16 protein-coding genes are annotated in these 17,856 nt (G+C 61.2%); 11 read left to right on the plus strand and 5 right to left on the minus strand.

The features are described from left to right. Positions 1–17: 17 nt before the first annotated feature. The 11 genes from AABE10_RS04915 (at position 18) to AABE10_RS04965 (ending at position 10,077) form a co-directional block, all read left to right on the plus strand. Complete coding sequence (locus tag AABE10_RS04915; RefSeq protein WP_342932136.1) at positions 18–1,055, plus strand: GlxA family transcriptional regulator; 1,038 nt, start codon at positions 18–20, stop codon at positions 1,053–1,055. 210 nt (positions 1,056–1,265) lie between these two features. Further along, positions 1,266–1,748, plus strand: coding sequence for a MarR family winged helix-turn-helix transcriptional regulator (locus AABE10_RS04920; protein WP_342932137.1), 483 nt, complete (start codon positions 1,266–1,268; stop codon positions 1,746–1,748). Positions 1,749–1,821: 73 nt separating this feature from the next. After that, positions 1,822–2,814, plus strand: a complete 993-nt coding sequence (locus tag AABE10_RS04925) for a carbon-nitrogen hydrolase family protein (RefSeq protein ID WP_342932138.1) — start codon at positions 1,822–1,824, stop codon at positions 2,812–2,814. A gap of 53 nt (positions 2,815–2,867) precedes the next feature. Beyond that, positions 2,868–3,905 (plus strand): alpha/beta hydrolase, encoded by a 1,038-nt coding sequence (locus AABE10_RS04930; RefSeq protein WP_342932264.1) that lies wholly within the window; start codon positions 2,868–2,870, stop codon positions 3,903–3,905. Between the two features lie 106 nt (positions 3,906–4,011). Then, positions 4,012–4,944: an NAD(P)H-binding protein gene (locus tag AABE10_RS04935; protein WP_342932139.1), complete on the plus strand. Its 933-nt coding sequence runs from the start codon at positions 4,012–4,014 to the stop codon at positions 4,942–4,944. Positions 4,945–4,965: 21 nt separating this feature from the next. Then, complete coding sequence (locus AABE10_RS04940; protein WP_342932140.1) at positions 4,966–6,318, plus strand: epoxide hydrolase family protein; 1,353 nt, start codon at positions 4,966–4,968, stop codon at positions 6,316–6,318. A gap of 173 nt (positions 6,319–6,491) precedes the next feature. After that, entirely contained in the window at positions 6,492–7,124 is a 633-nt protein-coding gene (locus tag AABE10_RS04945; protein ID WP_342932265.1) for a LysE family translocator, read from the plus strand. A gap of 522 nt (positions 7,125–7,646) precedes the next feature. Further along, positions 7,647–8,240, plus strand: a complete 594-nt coding sequence (locus tag AABE10_RS04950) for a cytochrome b/b6 domain-containing protein (protein WP_342932141.1) — start codon at positions 7,647–7,649, stop codon at positions 8,238–8,240. Positions 8,241–8,243: 3 nt separating this feature from the next. Further along, entirely contained in the window at positions 8,244–9,038 is a 795-nt protein-coding gene (locus tag AABE10_RS04955; protein WP_342932142.1) for a molybdopterin-dependent oxidoreductase, read from the plus strand. Between the two features lie 49 nt (positions 9,039–9,087). Further along, entirely contained in the window at positions 9,088–9,702 is a 615-nt protein-coding gene (locus AABE10_RS04960) for a hypothetical protein (RefSeq protein ID WP_342932143.1), read from the plus strand. 75 nt (positions 9,703–9,777) lie between these two features. Beyond that, positions 9,778–10,077: a DUF4148 domain-containing protein gene (locus AABE10_RS04965; RefSeq protein WP_342932144.1), complete on the plus strand. Its 300-nt coding sequence runs from the start codon at positions 9,778–9,780 to the stop codon at positions 10,075–10,077. Positions 10,078–10,237: 160 nt separating this feature from the next. Here the strand turns inward: AABE10_RS04965 and AABE10_RS04970 are convergent, their stop codons facing one another. From AABE10_RS04970 to AABE10_RS04990, 5 genes are all read right to left on the minus strand, one after another. Then, complete coding sequence (locus AABE10_RS04970) at positions 10,238–11,824, minus strand: sensor domain-containing diguanylate cyclase (protein ID WP_342932145.1); 1,587 nt, start codon at positions 11,822–11,824, stop codon at positions 10,238–10,240. A gap of 342 nt (positions 11,825–12,166) precedes the next feature. Continuing rightward, the gene (locus AABE10_RS04975; RefSeq protein ID WP_342932146.1) at positions 12,167–14,167 is read right to left on the minus strand and encodes a hybrid sensor histidine kinase/response regulator; all 2,001 of its coding nucleotides are present in this window, start codon (positions 14,165–14,167) and stop codon (positions 12,167–12,169) included. A gap of 235 nt (positions 14,168–14,402) precedes the next feature. Beyond that, positions 14,403–14,642, minus strand: a complete 240-nt coding sequence (locus AABE10_RS04980) for a hypothetical protein (protein WP_342932147.1) — start codon at positions 14,640–14,642, stop codon at positions 14,403–14,405. A gap of 298 nt (positions 14,643–14,940) precedes the next feature. Further along, positions 14,941–15,942, minus strand: coding sequence for a cytochrome d ubiquinol oxidase subunit II (gene cydB / locus AABE10_RS04985; RefSeq protein ID WP_342932148.1), 1,002 nt, complete (start codon positions 15,940–15,942; stop codon positions 14,941–14,943). Further along, positions 15,939–17,360, minus strand: a complete 1,422-nt coding sequence (locus AABE10_RS04990; RefSeq protein WP_342932149.1) for a cytochrome ubiquinol oxidase subunit I — start codon at positions 17,358–17,360, stop codon at positions 15,939–15,941. Before AABE10_RS04990 ends, cydB begins: the two co-directional genes overlap by 4 nt. Positions 17,361–17,856: the final 496 nt, after the last annotated feature.

Raw genomic sequence — 17,856 nt, forward strand, 5'->3', positions numbered from 1 at the left:
GGAATTTCGGACACGCAATGGCCATCGTTCGCATCTGGGTCTATGACGGAATCCTCGCGTCCGGTGTCGCGGGCCCCGTTGACGTCTTTAGCGCGGCCAATCAGTTCCATGCGCGCAAGGCTGCGCCAGGCTCGACCTCCGCGCCCGTGTTCGTTTGGCGGGTGGAATCGCTCGACGGGCGGCCCATCACGGCTGCGTCAGGCCAGACCATTCACGTCGACGGCAAGATCGACCCGCGCAAGCGGGCCGACGCCGTTCTGCTGACGGCACCGTTCTTCTCGAACATCGACGCGTTCATCGGGCGCCGCGAGCAGTTGAACGAACTGTCTTCCGCGCTGAGGCGTCAACGCAAGGCAGGCGCCGTGCTGGCGGCTTATTGCACGGCCAATTACCTGCTCGCCGAGGCCGGCCTGCTGGATGGCCGCGCCGCAACGACGCACTGGGCGAGAGCCGCCGACTTCGCGCGCCGCTATCCGCGTGTCGAAGTTCGCGCACAGGAACTGCTGATCGTGCAAGACGGCATCATCTCGGGCGGTTCCGTGACGTCGTATCTGAATCTTGCGGTGCGGCTCGTCGAAACATTCGCTGGTGAAGCGCTCGCAACGATGACGGCGAAGGCCCTGTTGATCGACATGAACCGGATTTCGCAGGCTTCCTATGCAACGCTTCTCGATGAACATGGGCACACCGACACGCTCGTCGCGCGCGCCCAGCAGCAAATGGAGGCAACGTTGCAGAAGGGATTCCGGTTGAGCGATCTGGCGGCATCGCTTGCTGTCAGCGAACGCACGCTCAATCGCCGTTTCAAGGAAGCCGTCGGGCTCGCGCCATTGACGTATCTGCAGAATCTGCGCATCGAGGTCGCGAAACGCTTACTGGAAACGCGACCTATTGGGCTCGAGGCAGTGAGTCAACGTGTCGGTTATGGCGATATCAGCACATTCCGGCAGTTGTTCAAACGCAAGACGGGATTGTCCCCGAGTGAATATCAAATGCGGTTTTCGCGTGCAGCGGGGGAGAACGTAGAAGCCGAACCAGGCGGCAACGGCAGCTGAGGCTTCGCGACGTTACGCCACCACCCTCGTCATTTCCCTCTCGCCCCGCACCTTCTCTTTGTATCCCGGCGTATCTGCAAACAGATAGGGATACGCGCGCTTACACACTACCAACTTCAGGACACGAGCGGGATACGTTCGTCCGCTCAAATACGCCCATTGCGAGCAGAAGGCCGCGCCGCAAAAACTGGGCAAACCGAGGTAGTGCATATGCAACACGAGCCGAACGGAACCGTTGAACTGGATCGAATTGCAGATCAACCGCTGAGCGGCCAGATCGCGCGCAATTGTCTGGTGACGCGCGCCCGGCAGATCTCCCGTGTCCTGACCTCCGTCTATGACGATGCGTTGCGGCCGCTCGGCATCGTCGCGCCGCAGTTCTCGTTGCTCGTGCTCATCGCGGAGTTCGGGCCCATTAGCCGCTCAGATCTCGGCCGCAGGAATCATCACGAGCGATCGACGCTCACAAGGAATCTGCAGCCGCTGATCGCGCAGGGATGGGTTGCCGAAGGCGCCCCTGCTAGCGATGGCCGCAGCCGTCCTCTCTCGCTCACGCATGACGGCGAGGTGCTGCTCAAAAGCGCCGCGAGCGCGTGGTCGGCTGCACAGCGTCACGCGATGCGACTTCTGGGAGAAAACGGTGCTCATGAGCTCATGAATATCGCACGCGATTTGCCGCTGCGCATGGTCTGAATTTTTTCGGTCGATGTTGCATATGCAAGATCGACCAACGCCTGGTTCCAATCCCCTAGTCAAGGAGTCTGTCATGAAAGTCGTCAAAGCCGCCGCCGTCCAGTTCAGCCCGGTGCTCTACAGTCGTGAAGCAACCGTCGCCAAGGTCGTGCAGAAGATCCACGAACTCGGCCAGAAAGGCGTGCAGTTCGCCACCTTCCCCGAAACGGTCGTGCCTTATTACCCTTACTTTGCGGCTGTCCAGACGGGCATCGAGCTTCTGTCTGGCGCCGAACATCTGCGCCTGCTCGAGCAGGCCGTGACCGTGCCGTCCGCCGCGACCGACGCAATCGGAGAAGCCGCGCGAAAGGCCGGCATGGTTGTGTCCATTGGTGTCAATGAGCGCGATGGCGGCACGCTGTACAACACACAATTGCTTTTCGATGCCGACGGCACGCTGATCCAGCGCCGCCGCAAGATCACGCCAACGCATTTTGAACGGATGGTATGGGGCCAGGGAGACGGCTCGGGCCTGCGCGCCGTCCATAGCGCGGTCGGCCGAATCGGCCAACTCGCATGCTTCGAGCACAACAACCCGCTCGCCCGCTACGCGATGATCGCCGACGGCGAGCAGATCCATTCGGCGATGTATCCGGGCTCGGCCTTTGGCGAGGGCTTCGCGCAGCGGATGGAAATCAACATCCGCCAGCATGCGCTCGAGTCCGCCGCTTTCGTCGTCAACGCAACGGCGTGGCTCGACGCCGACCAGCAGGCGCAGATCATGAAGGACACCGGCTGTGGAATCGGTCCGATCTCGGGCGGCTGCTTCACTACGATCGTCTCTCCTGACGGCATGCTGATGGCCGAACCACTTCGCTCGGGCGAAGGCGAAGTCATCGTCGATCTCGACTTCACGCAAATCGATCGCCGCAAGATGCTGATGGATTCGGCCGGTCACTACAACCGCCCTGAACTGCTGAGTCTGATGATCGACCGTACGCCGACCGCGCATGTTCGCGAACGCGCTGCGCAGCCGATGATCGTCAACGACCAGGCGTCCGACGATCTGTGCACGCAGGCTGCATGATTCCGCGAATCTCGAACTGCCCCTGTATCGAAGGAGAACCTGCTTTGAAACCAATGATCGGGACCGGCTCCGCGAGCATCGTCGTTGCGGCGCTGATCACAACTGCTTCCCTCGGCTACGCACAGCCGTCTGCAACGGATACGCCCGTCGCAAGGCATGCGCGCAAGCCTGTGAGCGCAAAGACCGACGTGTCAGACGGTACGCTGGTGAAGTCGCTGCCCGGATTCAGAAATGGCTATGCAACCGTAAACGGCGTGCGGCTGCATTATGTGGCGGGCGGCAAGGGTGAGCCGCTCGTATTGCTGCCCGGTTGGCCGGAAACGTGGTGGACCTTCCACAAGATCATGCCGGCGCTTGCCGGGCATTACACCGTGATCGCCGTGGATTTGCGCGGCATGGGTGCATCGTCGAAACCCGCTGACGGCTACGACAAGAAAACGATGGCCGCCGATATCCATGAGCTGACGCAATCGCTCGGATACGACAAGGTTGCGATCGCGGGACACGACATCGGCTCGGCGGTGGCGTTCGCCTATGCGGAAAACTATCCCGAAGCCACCGACAAGCTGGTGATGATGGAGTTTCCACATCCCGACGAGAGCCTGCAGACGTTCCCGCTTCTGCCCGTACAAGGCGCATACGGTGACAGGCTCGGTTCGGCGCGCCCGAACCTGTGGTGGTTCGCGTTCAACCAGATCAGAGGTTTGCCGGAGAAACTGCTGGCAGGCCGCGTCCGGCTTGAACAGGACTGGCTCTTCCACTACTTTCTTGTGAATGAGAAAGCAGTCGACTCACGCGACCGCGCCGTGTATGAGCACGCCTATGACAGCGCCACCGCGATTCGCGCAGGCAACGCGTGGTATCAGGCATTCCCTCAGGACGTCAGCGACAACAAGAATTATGGCCAGTTGCAAATGCCCGTTCTCGTGATGGGCGGTCCCGCATACAAGTGGATGAAAATGGTCGTCGGGCAAAAGGCGGTCAATATGAGCGCCGTCGACATAGAGAACAGCGGGCACTTTATCCAGGAGGAGCAGCCCGAACTGGTCACGCAGACAATGCTCGGCTTTCTGCAAAACGCCCGCGAATGACGACCCGATCTTCGTGTTGATCAGCGTATGTACGCGCACATTTTCATGTCTACGTGTGTATATGCATACATAAATAACGTGAAGCTTCTCCTTGAAAGGATGTGATATGACAACGAAACCTGCCCATGATCGGCCCATTCTCGTGACGGGTGCCGGAGGCGCGATTGGTGGCATTGGCCGCAACGTGACAACGTCATTGCTCGCGAAGGGCTATAAAGTGCGGGCGCTGGTCCGCAAGGAAGACGAACGCGCGGACGAGTTGCGCCGCCTTGGCGCGGAAGTCGTGGTCGGCGATCTGACCGATCTCGCCTCGATGCACCGCGCGATCGAAGGCTGTTCGCGCGTCTATTTCGGCATGTCCGTCTCTGCGGCCTATCTCGAAGCAACCGTCAACTTTGCAGCAGTGGCGCGTCATCATGGCGTCGAAGCGATCGTGAACATGTCGCAAATGACTGTCACGGAGATGAGCATCACGCAGACGACCGACAGCCCCCAACATAAACTGCACTGGCTCGCAGAGCAGGTCTTGCAATGGTCGGGGCTGCCCGTCGTCACGGTACGGCCGACGGCGTTTCTCGAGAGCTTCTTCCTGACGCTTGGCGCAGCCGGCGTGCGCGACAACGACGAACTCGCACTGCCGCTCGGCAACAGCAAGACGTCGCCCATTTCAGCCGTTGACGTCGCCAATGCCGTATCGGTGATTCTCGAAGACCCGGCGCCGCATATCGGCAAGATCTATAACCTGACGGGCCTCGAATCTACGGATCTCGAGCAGGCCGCGCGCATCTTTTCGGAAGCGCTCGGCCGGCCCATCCGTTACCGCAATGTGCCTGTCGCGCCGTGGTCCGAGAAATTGCGCGAACTCGGCATTCCTGCTCACGTCGTCGCTCATCTGGCCGTGATGGCCGACCTGCACGCTCAAGGCCGATACGACCGCATGACGAACGACCTCTTCGAACTCACGGGCAGTAAGCCCATGAGCATGTACGACTTCGTGAAGCTGCACATCGCGGACTTCACCCGCAGCGCGACGCGCTGATCAAGGCAGGAGACCGATCCCATGTCAAAAGACACGCCCCGATCCTCATCGCGCCGGCACTTTGTCGGTATGGCCGCCGCAGCGCTCGCGGCAGGCTCGCTGAGCCGCTTCGCCTTCGCGGACACGAGCCCCGCAATCGGCAAGATCACGGAACCCGCAAACGGTGACAAGTCCGCGCTTCGCCCGTTCCGCGTTCGCGTTCCCGACGCGCAGCTCGCCGACATGCGGCGTCGCATCAACGCCACGCGCTGGCCCGATCGTGAGACGGTGCCCGACGAATCGCAGGGTATTCAGCTCGCCTCCATCCAAGGGCTCGCGCAATATTGGGCGACCGGCTACGACTGGCGCAAATGCGAAGCGCGGCTGAATTCGTATCCGCAGTTCATCACCGAGATCGATGGACTCGATATCCACTTCATCCATGTGCGCTCGAAGCACGAAAACGCGATGCCGTTGATCGTGACGCACGGCTGGCCCGGCTCGGTCATCGAACAGTTCAAGATCATCGACCCGCTCGTCAATCCGACCGCGTACGGCGCACCGGCTTCGGATGCATTCCACCTCGTGATTCCATCGTTGCCCGGCTACGGCTTTTCGGCGCGACCTACGACTACGGGCTGGGGACCGGAGCGTACTGCCCGCGCGTGGGTCACGTTGATGAAACGGCTCGGCTATGAACGTTTCGCTTCGCAGGGCGGCGATCTCGGCGGCATTGTCACGAACATCATGGCCAAACAGGCGCCGCCCGAGCTGATCGGCATTCACGTGAATTTCCCTGCCTCCGTTCCGGCACAGATACTGAAGTCGCTCACTGCGGGCGACCCGATGCCTGCCGGCTTATCGGATGAGGAGAGCCATGCGTACGAGCAATTGAGCGCCAACTTCAAGAAGAAGCGCGGCTATGCGCTCGAAATGGGAACGCGTCCGCAGACGCTCTACGGACTCGCCGACTCGCCCGTCGCATTGGCGTCCTGGCTGCTCGATCACGGCGACGGCTACGGCCAGCCCGCTGCGGCGCTGAGCGCGGCGGTGCTCGGCCGCTCCGTCAATGGTCATTCAGCAGGCGCGTTGACGCGAGACGACATACTCGACGACATCACGCTTTACTGGCTCACCAACACGGGCATTTCGGCGGCGCGTTTCTATTGGGAATCGCACGCGAACTTCTTCCTCGCGGCCGACGTGAACGTGCCCGCCGCTGTAAGCGCTTTTCCGGGTGAAAACTACCAGGCGCCAAAGAGTTGGACTGAAAAGGCCTATCACAACCTGATTTACTTCAATAAGCCCGAAACGGGCGGGCACTTTGCGGCATGGGAACAGCCGATGATCTTCGCGAATGAAGTGCGCACGGGGTTGCGGCCTTTGCGTGCGTAATGTGCGAAGCGCTTCGACGTGCGTGCGTCGGAGCGCTTGTCGTTTGGTTCTGTCACTTTCGACGAACGCTGGCGCTTATGTCCGATATGCCTCGGAAGATGGCGACATTGCCACTTTCGCAAGTTTCAGCAAAGCCCGATGATCGGGCGAACTTCCATTGCTGGTCCCCGAATATGACGGCAAACGCCCACTTCTCGACAAACCTGCTGCTTGCCTACGCAGCGTATTTCGTTGGCACCGCGAGTCCCGGGCCGAGCAACCTTGCAATCGTCTCCATAGCGGCGAGTCACGGCAGAAAGGCGGCGCTAATGTTCGCACTCGGTGTCGTCTCGGGGTCGATGTTTTGGGCGACGGTGGCAACGCTAGGCGTGTCTGCGGCCCTGATCGCCTATTCTCAATTCATCGTTGCAGTGAAGATTTTTGGTGGTTTGTATCTGTTGTGGCTAGCCTTCAAGTCCGGACGCAATGCGCTTGCGGCTTCCGCTGCGTCAGTAGGGGACGTGGAACGAACACAGACCTTGACGAGCATCTACTCACGCGGAGTGATGCTCCATCTCACCAATCCCAAAGCCATTCTCGTGTGGGTTTCGATTGTTGCGCTATCGTCGAATGGCGCAGGGCCTACGCATAGTGCTTTGGTTGTAGGTTGTGCGGCCATCGGATGTCTGGTATTCGGCAGTTATGCGGTACTGTTTTCGACGAATTCGGCTCGCAGAATATACGCGCGGACCCGCCGCGCCCTGGAAGGATGCCTGGCCGTGGTATTCGGAATTGCCGGCGTCCGACTCCTGGCGTCGCGTCTGTAGAGCGCTATCAATCGCTAAAGGCGACCAGCGGCTTGAAACCATCGGCGCGAATTTCAGGCCTTGAGAGAAAAAATAAAAGAGAGTTTGCTCCAGTGGCGGCGCGGAGAAGCAGTAAGGAGCGAGTGGACAACGACTTTTGCCGCGTTCTCGCCAACGGGACGAGGCTGGTCAAATGGGCACAAATGATCAGTTTGTTTGGGCATCGAGGCCGCCGCTCCATCGCGCGCAGCATTCGAGTCGACGTAGGCGCGTAGTAAGGCATGCCGCATGCTGCATTTTCTGTGCAAGCGGAACCGCCTTCCCGCGCGATGCGCATCGCCATTGAAAGTCGATTGCAAGAAGAAAAATCTCCACGACGGAATAACCGTCGATCTATCGCGTTAGCGCTTGTATGCAGTGGCGATCTGACGATCGGAGCGCGATTCGTTGTCGGATCCTGCCTGCGCCTTGTGCCGGCGCTGACGGCGTCTGCCTTGAAGGCTCCCGCGGCACTGGAATGAAGGTACCAGACCTGGAGTGATCTTGAGTCGCAACACGGTTCAACCCGTATGGGTGCGGATTACGCACTGGATCAATGCTGTCGCGGTTGTCCTGATGGTAATGAGCGGCTGGCAGATTTACGACGCGTCGCCGATCTTTCCCGCCATTCAGTTTCCATCTTCGATCACGCTTGGCGGCTGGCTCGCCGGCGCGCTGCTATGGCATTTCGCCGTGATGTGGCTGCTGGTCGCCAATTTCATCGTCTATCTCGCGCTGAATCTGGCGTCTGGGCGCTTTCGCCGCAAGCTGCTGCCCGTCAGGCCGAAACAGCTGGCCGCCGATCTCGTCGCTGCGCTGCGTGGGCGCCTGAAACACGACGATCTCGCGCACTACAACTCAGTGCAGAAGCTCGCCTATCTCGTCGTAATCGCCGACATCGTGCTGATCGTGTTGTCGGGGCTTGCCGTGTGGAAGTCGGTGCAATTCCCGCTGCTGCGCACGCTGATGGGCGGATATGACAACGCGCGCGTGGTGCACTTCGTGTGCATGAGCGTACTGGTGGCGTTTTTCGTCGTTCATATCGCGATGGTTGCGCTCGTGCCGCGCTCGCTGCTGCTGATGATACGCGGACGATAAATCATGACGATCCGGAAACGAACCGCACAACAAGGCACCTTTCTCGCGACACATGGTGAATCGATCGTCCGCGACGCGCAGCGCGAACTCAAATCGCCCGCGCGCCGCCTGTTCGGCCAGAGGTTGCTGACGCTGGGCGGCATCGCGCTGCTGTCCGGTTGCGATCTGACCAACGACAAGGCGGTGAATATCGCGCTTCGCCGCATTTCGTTCTTCAACGACGACGTGCAGGCGCTGCTGTTCGATCCGAACAGGCTGGCGCCCACCTATCCCGAATCGATGATCACGCGACCGTTTCCGTTCAACGCGTTCTATGAAATCGACGATGTCCCCGAGATCGATGCCGCGACCTATCGTCTGCAGGTCAGCGGCCTTGCGCACGGCAAGCGTACCTGGTCGCTCGACGAACTGCACGCGCTGCCGCAGGAAAGCCAGATCACGCGTCTTGTCTGCGTCGAGGGGTGGAGCGCGATCGGTCGCTGGGGCGGCGTGCGCTTTTCGGAATTCCTTCGCCGCGCGGGCGCGGACACGAGTGCGAAGTACGTGTCGCTGCATTGCGCGGACTACAACTACTGGACGAGCATCGACATGCCCACAGCGCTCCACGCGCAGACGCTGCTTACGCTGACCTACGACGGCGACGTGCTGCCGCCGAAGTATGGCTTCCCGATGAAGCTGCGCGTGCCGACCAAGCTCGGCTTCAAGAATCCCAAGCATATCGTCGCTATTGAAATCACGAACCAGTATCCGGGCGGGTATTGGGAGAACCAGGGCTATAACTGGTTCAGCGGCACGTGAGGCAATGATGTTTGTTCCTCCATCCTTCAATCATCCAGTGGGAGCTTCTATGTCCTTGCGCATCAAACTTGGCGCAGCTTTTATGGCTGCTGCACTCGCGGGCGCTGCTTTCGCGCAGGCGCCCGCCACGAAGCCCGCGCGCATTCGCGGCGAAATCGTCTCGCACGACGGTGAGACGCTCAAGGTCCATCGCCGCAGCGGCGATACGGTGTCGGTCGACGTGAAACCGGCTGCGAGCGTTTCGGCCGTGAAGGCGATCCAGCTATCGGATATCAAGCCGGGTACGTTTATCGGCACGGCGGCAACCACGGGCGCCGACGGCAAGCTCACGGCAACGGAAGTGGTGGTGTTCCCAGAGTCGGCGCGCGGCACGGGTGAAGGGCACTATGCGTGGGACCTGGGCCCGAAAAGCTCGATGACCAATGCGAACGTCGACACCGTCGTGCAAAGCACGAGCGGCCGGGATCTGAAGCTATCGTACAAGGGCGGCAGCAACGTGGTGACGGTGCCGCCCAACGTGCCCGTCGTCACGTTCACGCCCGCGGAGCACAGCGACCTGACGCCGGGCAAGAAGGTATTCATTGTCGCGACGCCTGCGTCGCAGGGAACTTACGTTGCGCAACGTGTCGTGGTCGAAAAGGACGGCGTGGTGCCGCCGATGTGAAGGCCGCCGATGTCACGCGCGACGGGCGGTATCGCACCGCTCGCGTTGCGCCAATCGGACGCGTGGAGATGCGCTATGGCAAACCTTCCGGGAAACCGCTCGACGCTCACTGTATTGGCGCTCCTGCTGACTGGATGTGCCGTCGGCGGCGTGCCGCAAAGCGGGCCGCATCTGAGTCCAACGGAGTGCCGCGACCTGGCTGCGCTTAGAAGCAACGCACCTCCGTCGATGGCGCAGCACCAAAGCGAGCTGGCGGCTCTCAGGAAGGCAGGCTACGACCCGTCGCCATGGTACGACGACCCATACTACCCAGAGGATCTGCAGGCGGCGCAGCGCCTCGTCGACTATTGGTTCGAAACAGAGTGCCCAAGGTGAGAAGCCCGGAGCCACTGCGGATACCCTCAGACCTGGCGCGCGGCAACCGCGCGTCGCATCGCGGTGCTGACGCCTTGCAGCGTGGGCGTGCAAACCGCGGCCCACGGCTCTCCTTTCACCGAATGCACGCGGTAAGCTGCGGTTTTAATCGACGAGGGGTTCATGCCGCATATGCCGGCACGACCTGATTTCTTCCCGATGCTTTTGCCTTGTAGAGCGCTTCATCGGCCGACCGGATGAGGGCGGCCACGTCCTGGTCCAGCTCGGGTCGCCAGCTTGCCAGTCCAATGCTTGCCGTCACCCGGCCGTATTCACTGCCGGCGTGCTCGATACACAGATTACAGATGGCAGCACGGATTTTTTCCGCGATTATCGTAGCGCCGGCGATCGCCGTATCGGGCAGCACGACCACGAATTCCTCTCCGCCATAGCGTGCCGCCGTGTCCGCAGGTCGGCGGATGTTCTCGCCGATACAGCGCGCAACGGCCGCGAGGGTGTCATCGCCCGCCTGATGGCCATATGAATCGTTGTAAGTCTTGAAGCGGTCGATGTCGACAAAGAGCAATGAGAAGATCGAGTGAGTGCGGCGTGCCCGGCGCCATTCGTGGTCGAGAACCTCGCCTAGCGTTCTACGGTTGTGCAAGCCGGTTAGCCCGTCGGTGCGCGCCAGCAGTTTCAACTGGGATTCAGCGCGCATCCGGCGTCGCAACTGCGCGGCAAGCACGAATGAAAGCATCATGAAAACGACCGCGAACACCGCCATCAGAGAACCGATCGTGATTGCCCTGCGACGCCACCCCGCATAGATATCCTGCTCGGCTTCAGCCACCATGATAATGAGTGGCAACTTCGGGAAATTGCGGAAATAGTAGAGACGCCTCACGCCATCGATCGAGGCTGTTTCACTAAAGCTGCCTTCCGGCGCAGAGCGAAAACGCCTGAACGTGTCGGCCCTGCTGATGTTGCGTCCGACGATGCGCGCCTCATAGGGCTGCCGCATGACCATGATGCCATTCTGATTGATCAGCGATACGGCGCCATGCGGGCCAAGCGAAAGCCCTGCAAAAAGCTCTCTGAAGTACTCGAGATTGACCGCAATCATCACGATGCCTGCGAACGAGCCGTCCGCATGTGACAAACGACGGCTCAATGCGATACTCGGCGCGCCGCCGCGCAACCGGGATGCATACGGATCGCTGATAAAAAGACCTGTTTCAGGATGGTCTCGCTGGATCGTGAAGTACTGACGATCGCCGAAATTGCCGTGCCGCGGTGTGGTACTCGCGGAGTCGATGACGATGTTTCCGGCGGCGTCGAGCACCAGCACCGAGCCGAGATACTTTGCGGAGGCTGCACGATCGAAGAGAACGTCATTGCGCAATGCGGGTGGCAACGCCATCACATCGGCGCGCATGAGTCCATCGACGACAGCTTGCAACGAAAGCGCATACAACTCGAAGTTGCGTTCGATGTCGCGCTCGGCAATCAGCGCCAGGTTTCCGGATGTGCCCCGGGCCCGTTCCAGCGCATCGAGCCGGCCCTGATAGAGCACTAACGCGCACAGCCCAACCATGATCAGCGAGATCAGAAGGCCGCCGAGCACGATCAGGCCAGATGCTGAGTACTTGCGCGAGAAAGTCGACGAGACGGAATCGTGTTCGTTATCGATGGGTGCTGGCACGGCGCGTCGCTCTTGGATTTTGATTCGATCTGCATGGTCACGCTGCGCGATCGCGCGCCGCATCATGAAGCTCGTTCGGACATCGGACGATTTTGCATCGATACGGCGCGCTCTCGATGGCGGTATTTTCCCACATCCGGATCGGGTAAAAGCCGGCGCGTACCGTCCACACGTGGCTTGCCCAGGGACGCGGTCAGGACGATGCTCCAACGCAGTCGCTTTGCGTCGGCGGCGTATGAACGGAATCGGGACTCCTGCCCGTCAGTCAGAAGAATGCTTCCGTCGCATCTCGATGGGCGCCAGAGCCGGGCGCACGAACTGAATGGGAGACACGTTCACGGAGACAACGACGTCGGGCTACTGGCTCGCCCATGTTTTTGCCTGAGGCAGACGGCGCGGCAAGGCGGGTCAAAACGCCGTCGCCAACAGACTCACGACGTCTTCCGGCCGCGCCGGTTTCACGAGGTGATAATCGAATCCCGCTTCCCGCGTGCGCCGCCGGTCCTCGGGCTGGCCATAGCCGGTCAATGCAATGAGCACCGGACGGGAAGGCGCGGCAAACTCCCTCAGGCGCTTCGCGACTTCATACCCGCTCATGTCGGGCAACCCAAGATCGAGCAGCACTACGTCCGGATTAAACTTTTGGGCGATGGCAAGCGCCACTTCCCCGGAATTCGCGGTGCGCACTTCGTGCTGATCGAGGATCATGGCGAGCGATAGCGCAGCGTCATGGTTGTCATCCACGATCAGGACCCGGCGTGACGCGGCGGTTGCGGCACGATCCGCGTCGCTGCTCTGCGACGCACGCGTAGGTGCGTCGCAGAGCGGTAGCCGTACGACGAAGCGGCTGCCTTTGCCGGGCCCATCACTGGACGCCGATACCGCGCCACCGTGCATGGCGATCAGAGCACGCGCGACCGAGAGGCCGATACCCAGTCCGGTGCGGGTCGATTCGAGCGCAGTGGGCGCCTGCTCAAAGATCTCAAACAGCGACGGTATCGCGGCGGGGTCCATGCCGATGCCGTTATCCTCGACCGCGATCGTCACGTAGGGATCGTCGCGGGCGGCACTCAGTCGGATATGACCACCTTCGTCCGTGTACTTGATCGCATTGTCCAGCAGGTTGGCCAGTACCTGCGTGACGCGGGTGGAGTCGCCACGCACAAAGAGCGGATCCGTTCGCGAGTCGACGACTTCGAGCCGGTGCGCATGCTGGGCAGCCGCAGGCGCGTTGATTTCGATGGCGCGGTCAATCGCGGACCAGATGCTGAACACCTCCATGCGCAGGGTGATCTTGCCGGCGGTGATGCGCGAGAGGTCGAGCAGATCATCGATCAGATGTGAAAGGTGTGTTGCGTGTCGCTCGACCAGTCCCTGCAACCAGTCAAGCTGATCGTGCGACCGGTCGGTTTGCCGGAGCAGATGCGCGGCGTTGAGGATCGGCGCAAGCGGATTTCGGAGTTCATGTGCCAGTGTCGCCAGAAATACGTCCTTGCGCCGGTCCGCCTGCCTGAGCGCCTCTTCGGCGCTCACACGGTTTGTCACATCGGCCATCGTACCAACCAGAACCCGCCGGCTACCCGATGCATCCGGCAGGAACCTTCCCGACACCTCAAGCACATTCGGCGTGCCCGTCTGCACCGTGCGAATACGAAATGTCGCGTGAAAATCCTCCGAAGAGGTGATGGCAGCATTCAGCGCGTTGCGCAAGGACTCCCTGTCGCCAGGATCCACCACCAGCTCGACGAATTCACGTGCCGACAGCGCTCCGCGTTCGCGCGGCTGTCCAGTGATTTCATACATGCGATCGTTTTCCCATACTGCCGCATCCGTCTCGGGGTCCCATTCAAAGATGCCCAGTCCTGCCGCTGCAGCGGCGATGCGCAGCCGTGCATCGCTTCGGGCCTGCGCAGCCAGTGCCAGATCGCGCTCTGCAAACGCTTCGCTGACCCGCCGGTCATGCTGCGCGTGCCACTGCACAATCGCACCGTGGATGACATCGCTGAAGAACTGCTCGATCGTGTCGCGCGTGGCCGTCTGGCTATCGGGCGACGGCGCCAGTGTGTAGTAGTCCCGCGCGCACGTCTGGACGCATTGGTGCAGCAAATGGAGTTCGAGATACAGTTCGTCCAGAGCAAAGCCCTGACGCCACCGTTCGGTCGCGTGAACCCGCGCGTCATGTTGGGCTCGCACCGCGATATCCGTCGGGCCGGCGTCGCGCAGCAATGCACACAACTCGTCGAAAAGCTGGGGAAGCTGATTGATGAGCCGTACCGTCGCGTCCCGACTCACGGGGCGGATGTGCATACGCTGCCCCACTGCACGCAGCCAGTGGCGGGTCAATTGGCTGCGATGTCGGGCGAGATAGTCAGCGACATCGGCAAACCTGACGGGAGGGTCTTTCTTCATCGGACCAGTTCGTGTTTTGTTGCAGTGCGAGCCAGCAACACCTCACACCTGAGGAACATCCGCCTCGCAACGATGTTCCGTTCTCACTGAACGGGAACGGATGGATTGCTGCCTCCGGGATCACGCCGGGCGCAGACTGCCGGCGAGCGAATGGACGGGCCGCCTGGTCGCACCTGCGCAAAGCGGGCAAGCCGGCATGATCCGGGGCACAACTTCGCTCCTCCCGCTCATGGCGCTACGTACGGTCGGTGATGTCGATAGTGCAGGGTGGTTCGGGTAGCGGCTCGTCGTCCGCAAACGCGGTCCCGCAACGCACAGCAAACGCGAAGGCCGACTCGCGGTTGGCAAATTGCCCCAGGTTGCCCAGGGAAGTCGTCTCGCCATCCTCTTCGAGGATCGAAACGCGGGCAACGAAAGTGTTGCCCGTGCGTGATACGGAGGGCCGGATGGCGACGCCGTGATGAACGAAGTACATGCACGTCCCCCTCGGGGTAGTGCTAACTCAGTGATTGTAGGGCATTTTCGCGATAGCGATGACGTGCGATGGTCGAATGCTCCGGGGCGCAATCTCCACGGCGGTGAGTGGACCGGTCATATGATTCTCGTTCTGTTGAATCAGCAGTTCGATGCACTTACGCATGAGCAAACGGGAACTCATTCATGCGGTCGCCGACAGCACGGGTGAAACCATCGGCGCCCAGCCTCGCAATATGATGATCACCGTGACGTATGTGGTAGGAACAGTCACAGAGACTATAGCGTTCGCCGCCTGCTCAGTGATAGCCACCGCCGCGCACCTTGCCGCGGAACACCCAATACGACCAGCACACATACATCAGCAGGATCGGCAGAATGAACATCGTGCCGATCAACAGAAATTCCTGCGACACTTGCGACGACGCGGCGTCCCATAGCGTGACATGCGGCGGGGCCGCATACGGCCACAAGCTGAGAACCAGCCCCGAGAACGACAGGAAGAAAAGTCCCACCGAGCACACGAAAGGCGCGGCATGGCCCGAGCGGTTCAATGAGCGTATGAGCCACCACGCGAGCGCGACGGTAATGATCGGCACGGGACTGAATGCGAGCATGTTCGGCCACGTGAACCATCGCTCGGCGATGCGGTCGTCCGCGAGCGGCGTCCACACGCTGACAGCCGCGATGAAAAAGAGCACCGCGGCCACACAGCCGCGCGCCATCGAACGCGCCCAGGCCTGCAAGGCGCCTTCCGTTTTCATGACGAGCCACGTCGCGCCTTGAAGTGCATAGCCGGCTGCGAGACCGAGCGAGCAGAAGAGCGGAAACGGCCGGACCCAATCCCAGCTCGTGCCCGTGAAAATGCCATGCGACGACGGAAAACCCTCGACGAACGCGCCCAGCACGGCGCCTTGTGCAAGCGTCGCGAGCAGCGAGCCGAATCCGAATGCGCCGTTCCACAGCCACTTGCGTGCGCCCGGCACCTCGCGGAATTCGAACGCGACGCCGCGAAACAGCAGCCCGATCAGCATCAGACCAATGGGGAAGTACACGGCCGGTATCACGATCTCGAACGCGCCGGGAAATGCGGCCATGAACACGGTGCCGCCGAGCACCAGCCATGTTTCATTGAAGTCCCAGATGGGAGCAAGCGATGCGATCATCAGGTCACGGTCGGGCTCGTCGCGCCGCACGAGAAACAGCATGCCGACGCCGAGATCGAAGCCGTCGAGCAGCACGTACATCAGCACGGCAAGGCCGAGTATGGCGGTCCACAGGGGCACGAGGTCAAGATTCATCGTGCTTCTCCATTCGTCGTGGACGGCTCGTACGTACCTTCGGGCCCGGAGACGGCCGATAGCGGACGCGCGCCGCGCTGCGGGCGCACGGGTGTTTCCGGTTCCTGCCCGATCGGCCCGGCGCGCACAAGACGCCTGAGCAGCACGAAGCCGCTGCCGAACATCGCGAGATAGGCCAGCACGTACAGCCCAAATGACAGTGCGACGTCACCTGTCGACAGCGACGGCGAAACCGAATCGGCCGTGCGCATGAGGCCATAGACGGTCCACGGCTGGCGTCCCGCTTCCGTCGTCGTCCAGCCTGCGACGACGGCGAAGAAGCCGATCGGCGTCGTCGTGCGGCAGGTCTTGAGCCAGGCGCCGTTTGCGTAGAGCCGCGCGCCCTTGAGCAGCACCGCACCCCAGATGACGACGGCCAGCATCAGGAGCGCGAGGCCGACCATCAGATGGAACGCGAAGAAGACAACGGCGACGGGGGGCCTGTCGCTACGCGGCCAGTCTTTGAGTCCACGGACCACGCCGTTCGGATCGTGTGTCAGATACAGGCTGCCGAGCACGGGAATCGAAATCTCGAAGCGATTGCGTTCCTGTTTTTCGTCGGGGATGCTGAAGAGGTTCGCGGGCACGCGGCTGCCCGCCTCCCACAGTCCTTCCATCGCGGCGAGCTTTGCGGGCTGATGCTCGCGCGTGTTCAGGCCGTGCGCATCGCCGAGCGCCACCTGCAGCGGTACCGTCACGCACAGAAAGATCAGCGCCATCTTGACCATCAATCGACTTTCTTCGAGGGCGCGTCGATGCAGCAGATAATGCGCGCCGACGCCGAGCACGACGAACGCCGTCGTCACGAGAAAACCCGTCACCGTGTGCATCAGGCGAAACGGGAACGAAGGATTGAAGATCACATCCGCCATGCTCGACGGAACAAAGCGTCCGTCGACGATGCGGTAGCCGGATGGCGTTTGCATCCAGCTATTCGCGGCCAGGATCCAGAACGATGACAACAGCGTGCCCACCGCGACCATGATCGACGAGAACACATGCACGCCTTGCGGCACGAGCCGCCGTCCGAACAGCATCACGCCGAGAAACGCCGATTCGAGGAAGAACGCCATCAGCACTTCATAGGTCATCAGCGGCCCGAGCGTGCTCGCCGTCGCGCCGATAAAGCGGCTCCAGTTGGTGCCGAACTGGAATGGCATCACGATCCCCGATACGACGCCCATTCCGAACGATACGGAGAAGATGCGAATCCAGAACGCGGACAGCCGGCGATACACGTCACGATGCGTGCGCCACCACAGGACTTCAAGTGTCGCGATGTAGCATGACAGACCCACCGTAAACGCGGGCAGCAGGATATGCCATGCGATGACCCACGCGAACTGAAAGCGTGACAAAAGAAGGCTACTGATTTGCATCGGTAACTCCGTCGTAGCACGGGCGTGGCAGACGTGCCGTTCGACAATAGCGATATCGAACGCATGCGCGAACGCCACATCGCCATTCGCAACGAGCGAGGATGAGCATCCGGCGTTCCGTGCGATGAAGCAGCAGGGAACGTGCAGTGCCTCGTCACGACGGTCTATCGGATCACGGATGGCAAGGTCGCGGAACAAAGAGGGCTGGAGCAAGCGCTCATGGTGCTGCAACGACTCGACCTGTTGCTCGCCCGGGCATAAACCGCTGCCCGTGCGTTAAATGGCATCGCCGTCATCGAACTTTCTGATAACGGAAGCGTTTCGTCAGGCCACTGGCGCGGTCTTGATGCGCTCTTTGCATGGATCGGCGCGCGAAGCTTGCTGACGGTCGGGCCGACGAACAGATCAGACAATGAAGCCGCGTTCGCTGCGGTTTATGCGGGCCAGCGAACCGGCCGAGGTGGGTCTGTTTTATCCACCGGTCGGCGGCCTTTGA

Source organism: Paraburkholderia diazotrophica, from assembly GCF_038900755.1.
GTDB lineage: Bacteria > Pseudomonadota > Gammaproteobacteria > Burkholderiales > Burkholderiaceae > Paraburkholderia > Paraburkholderia diazotrophica_A.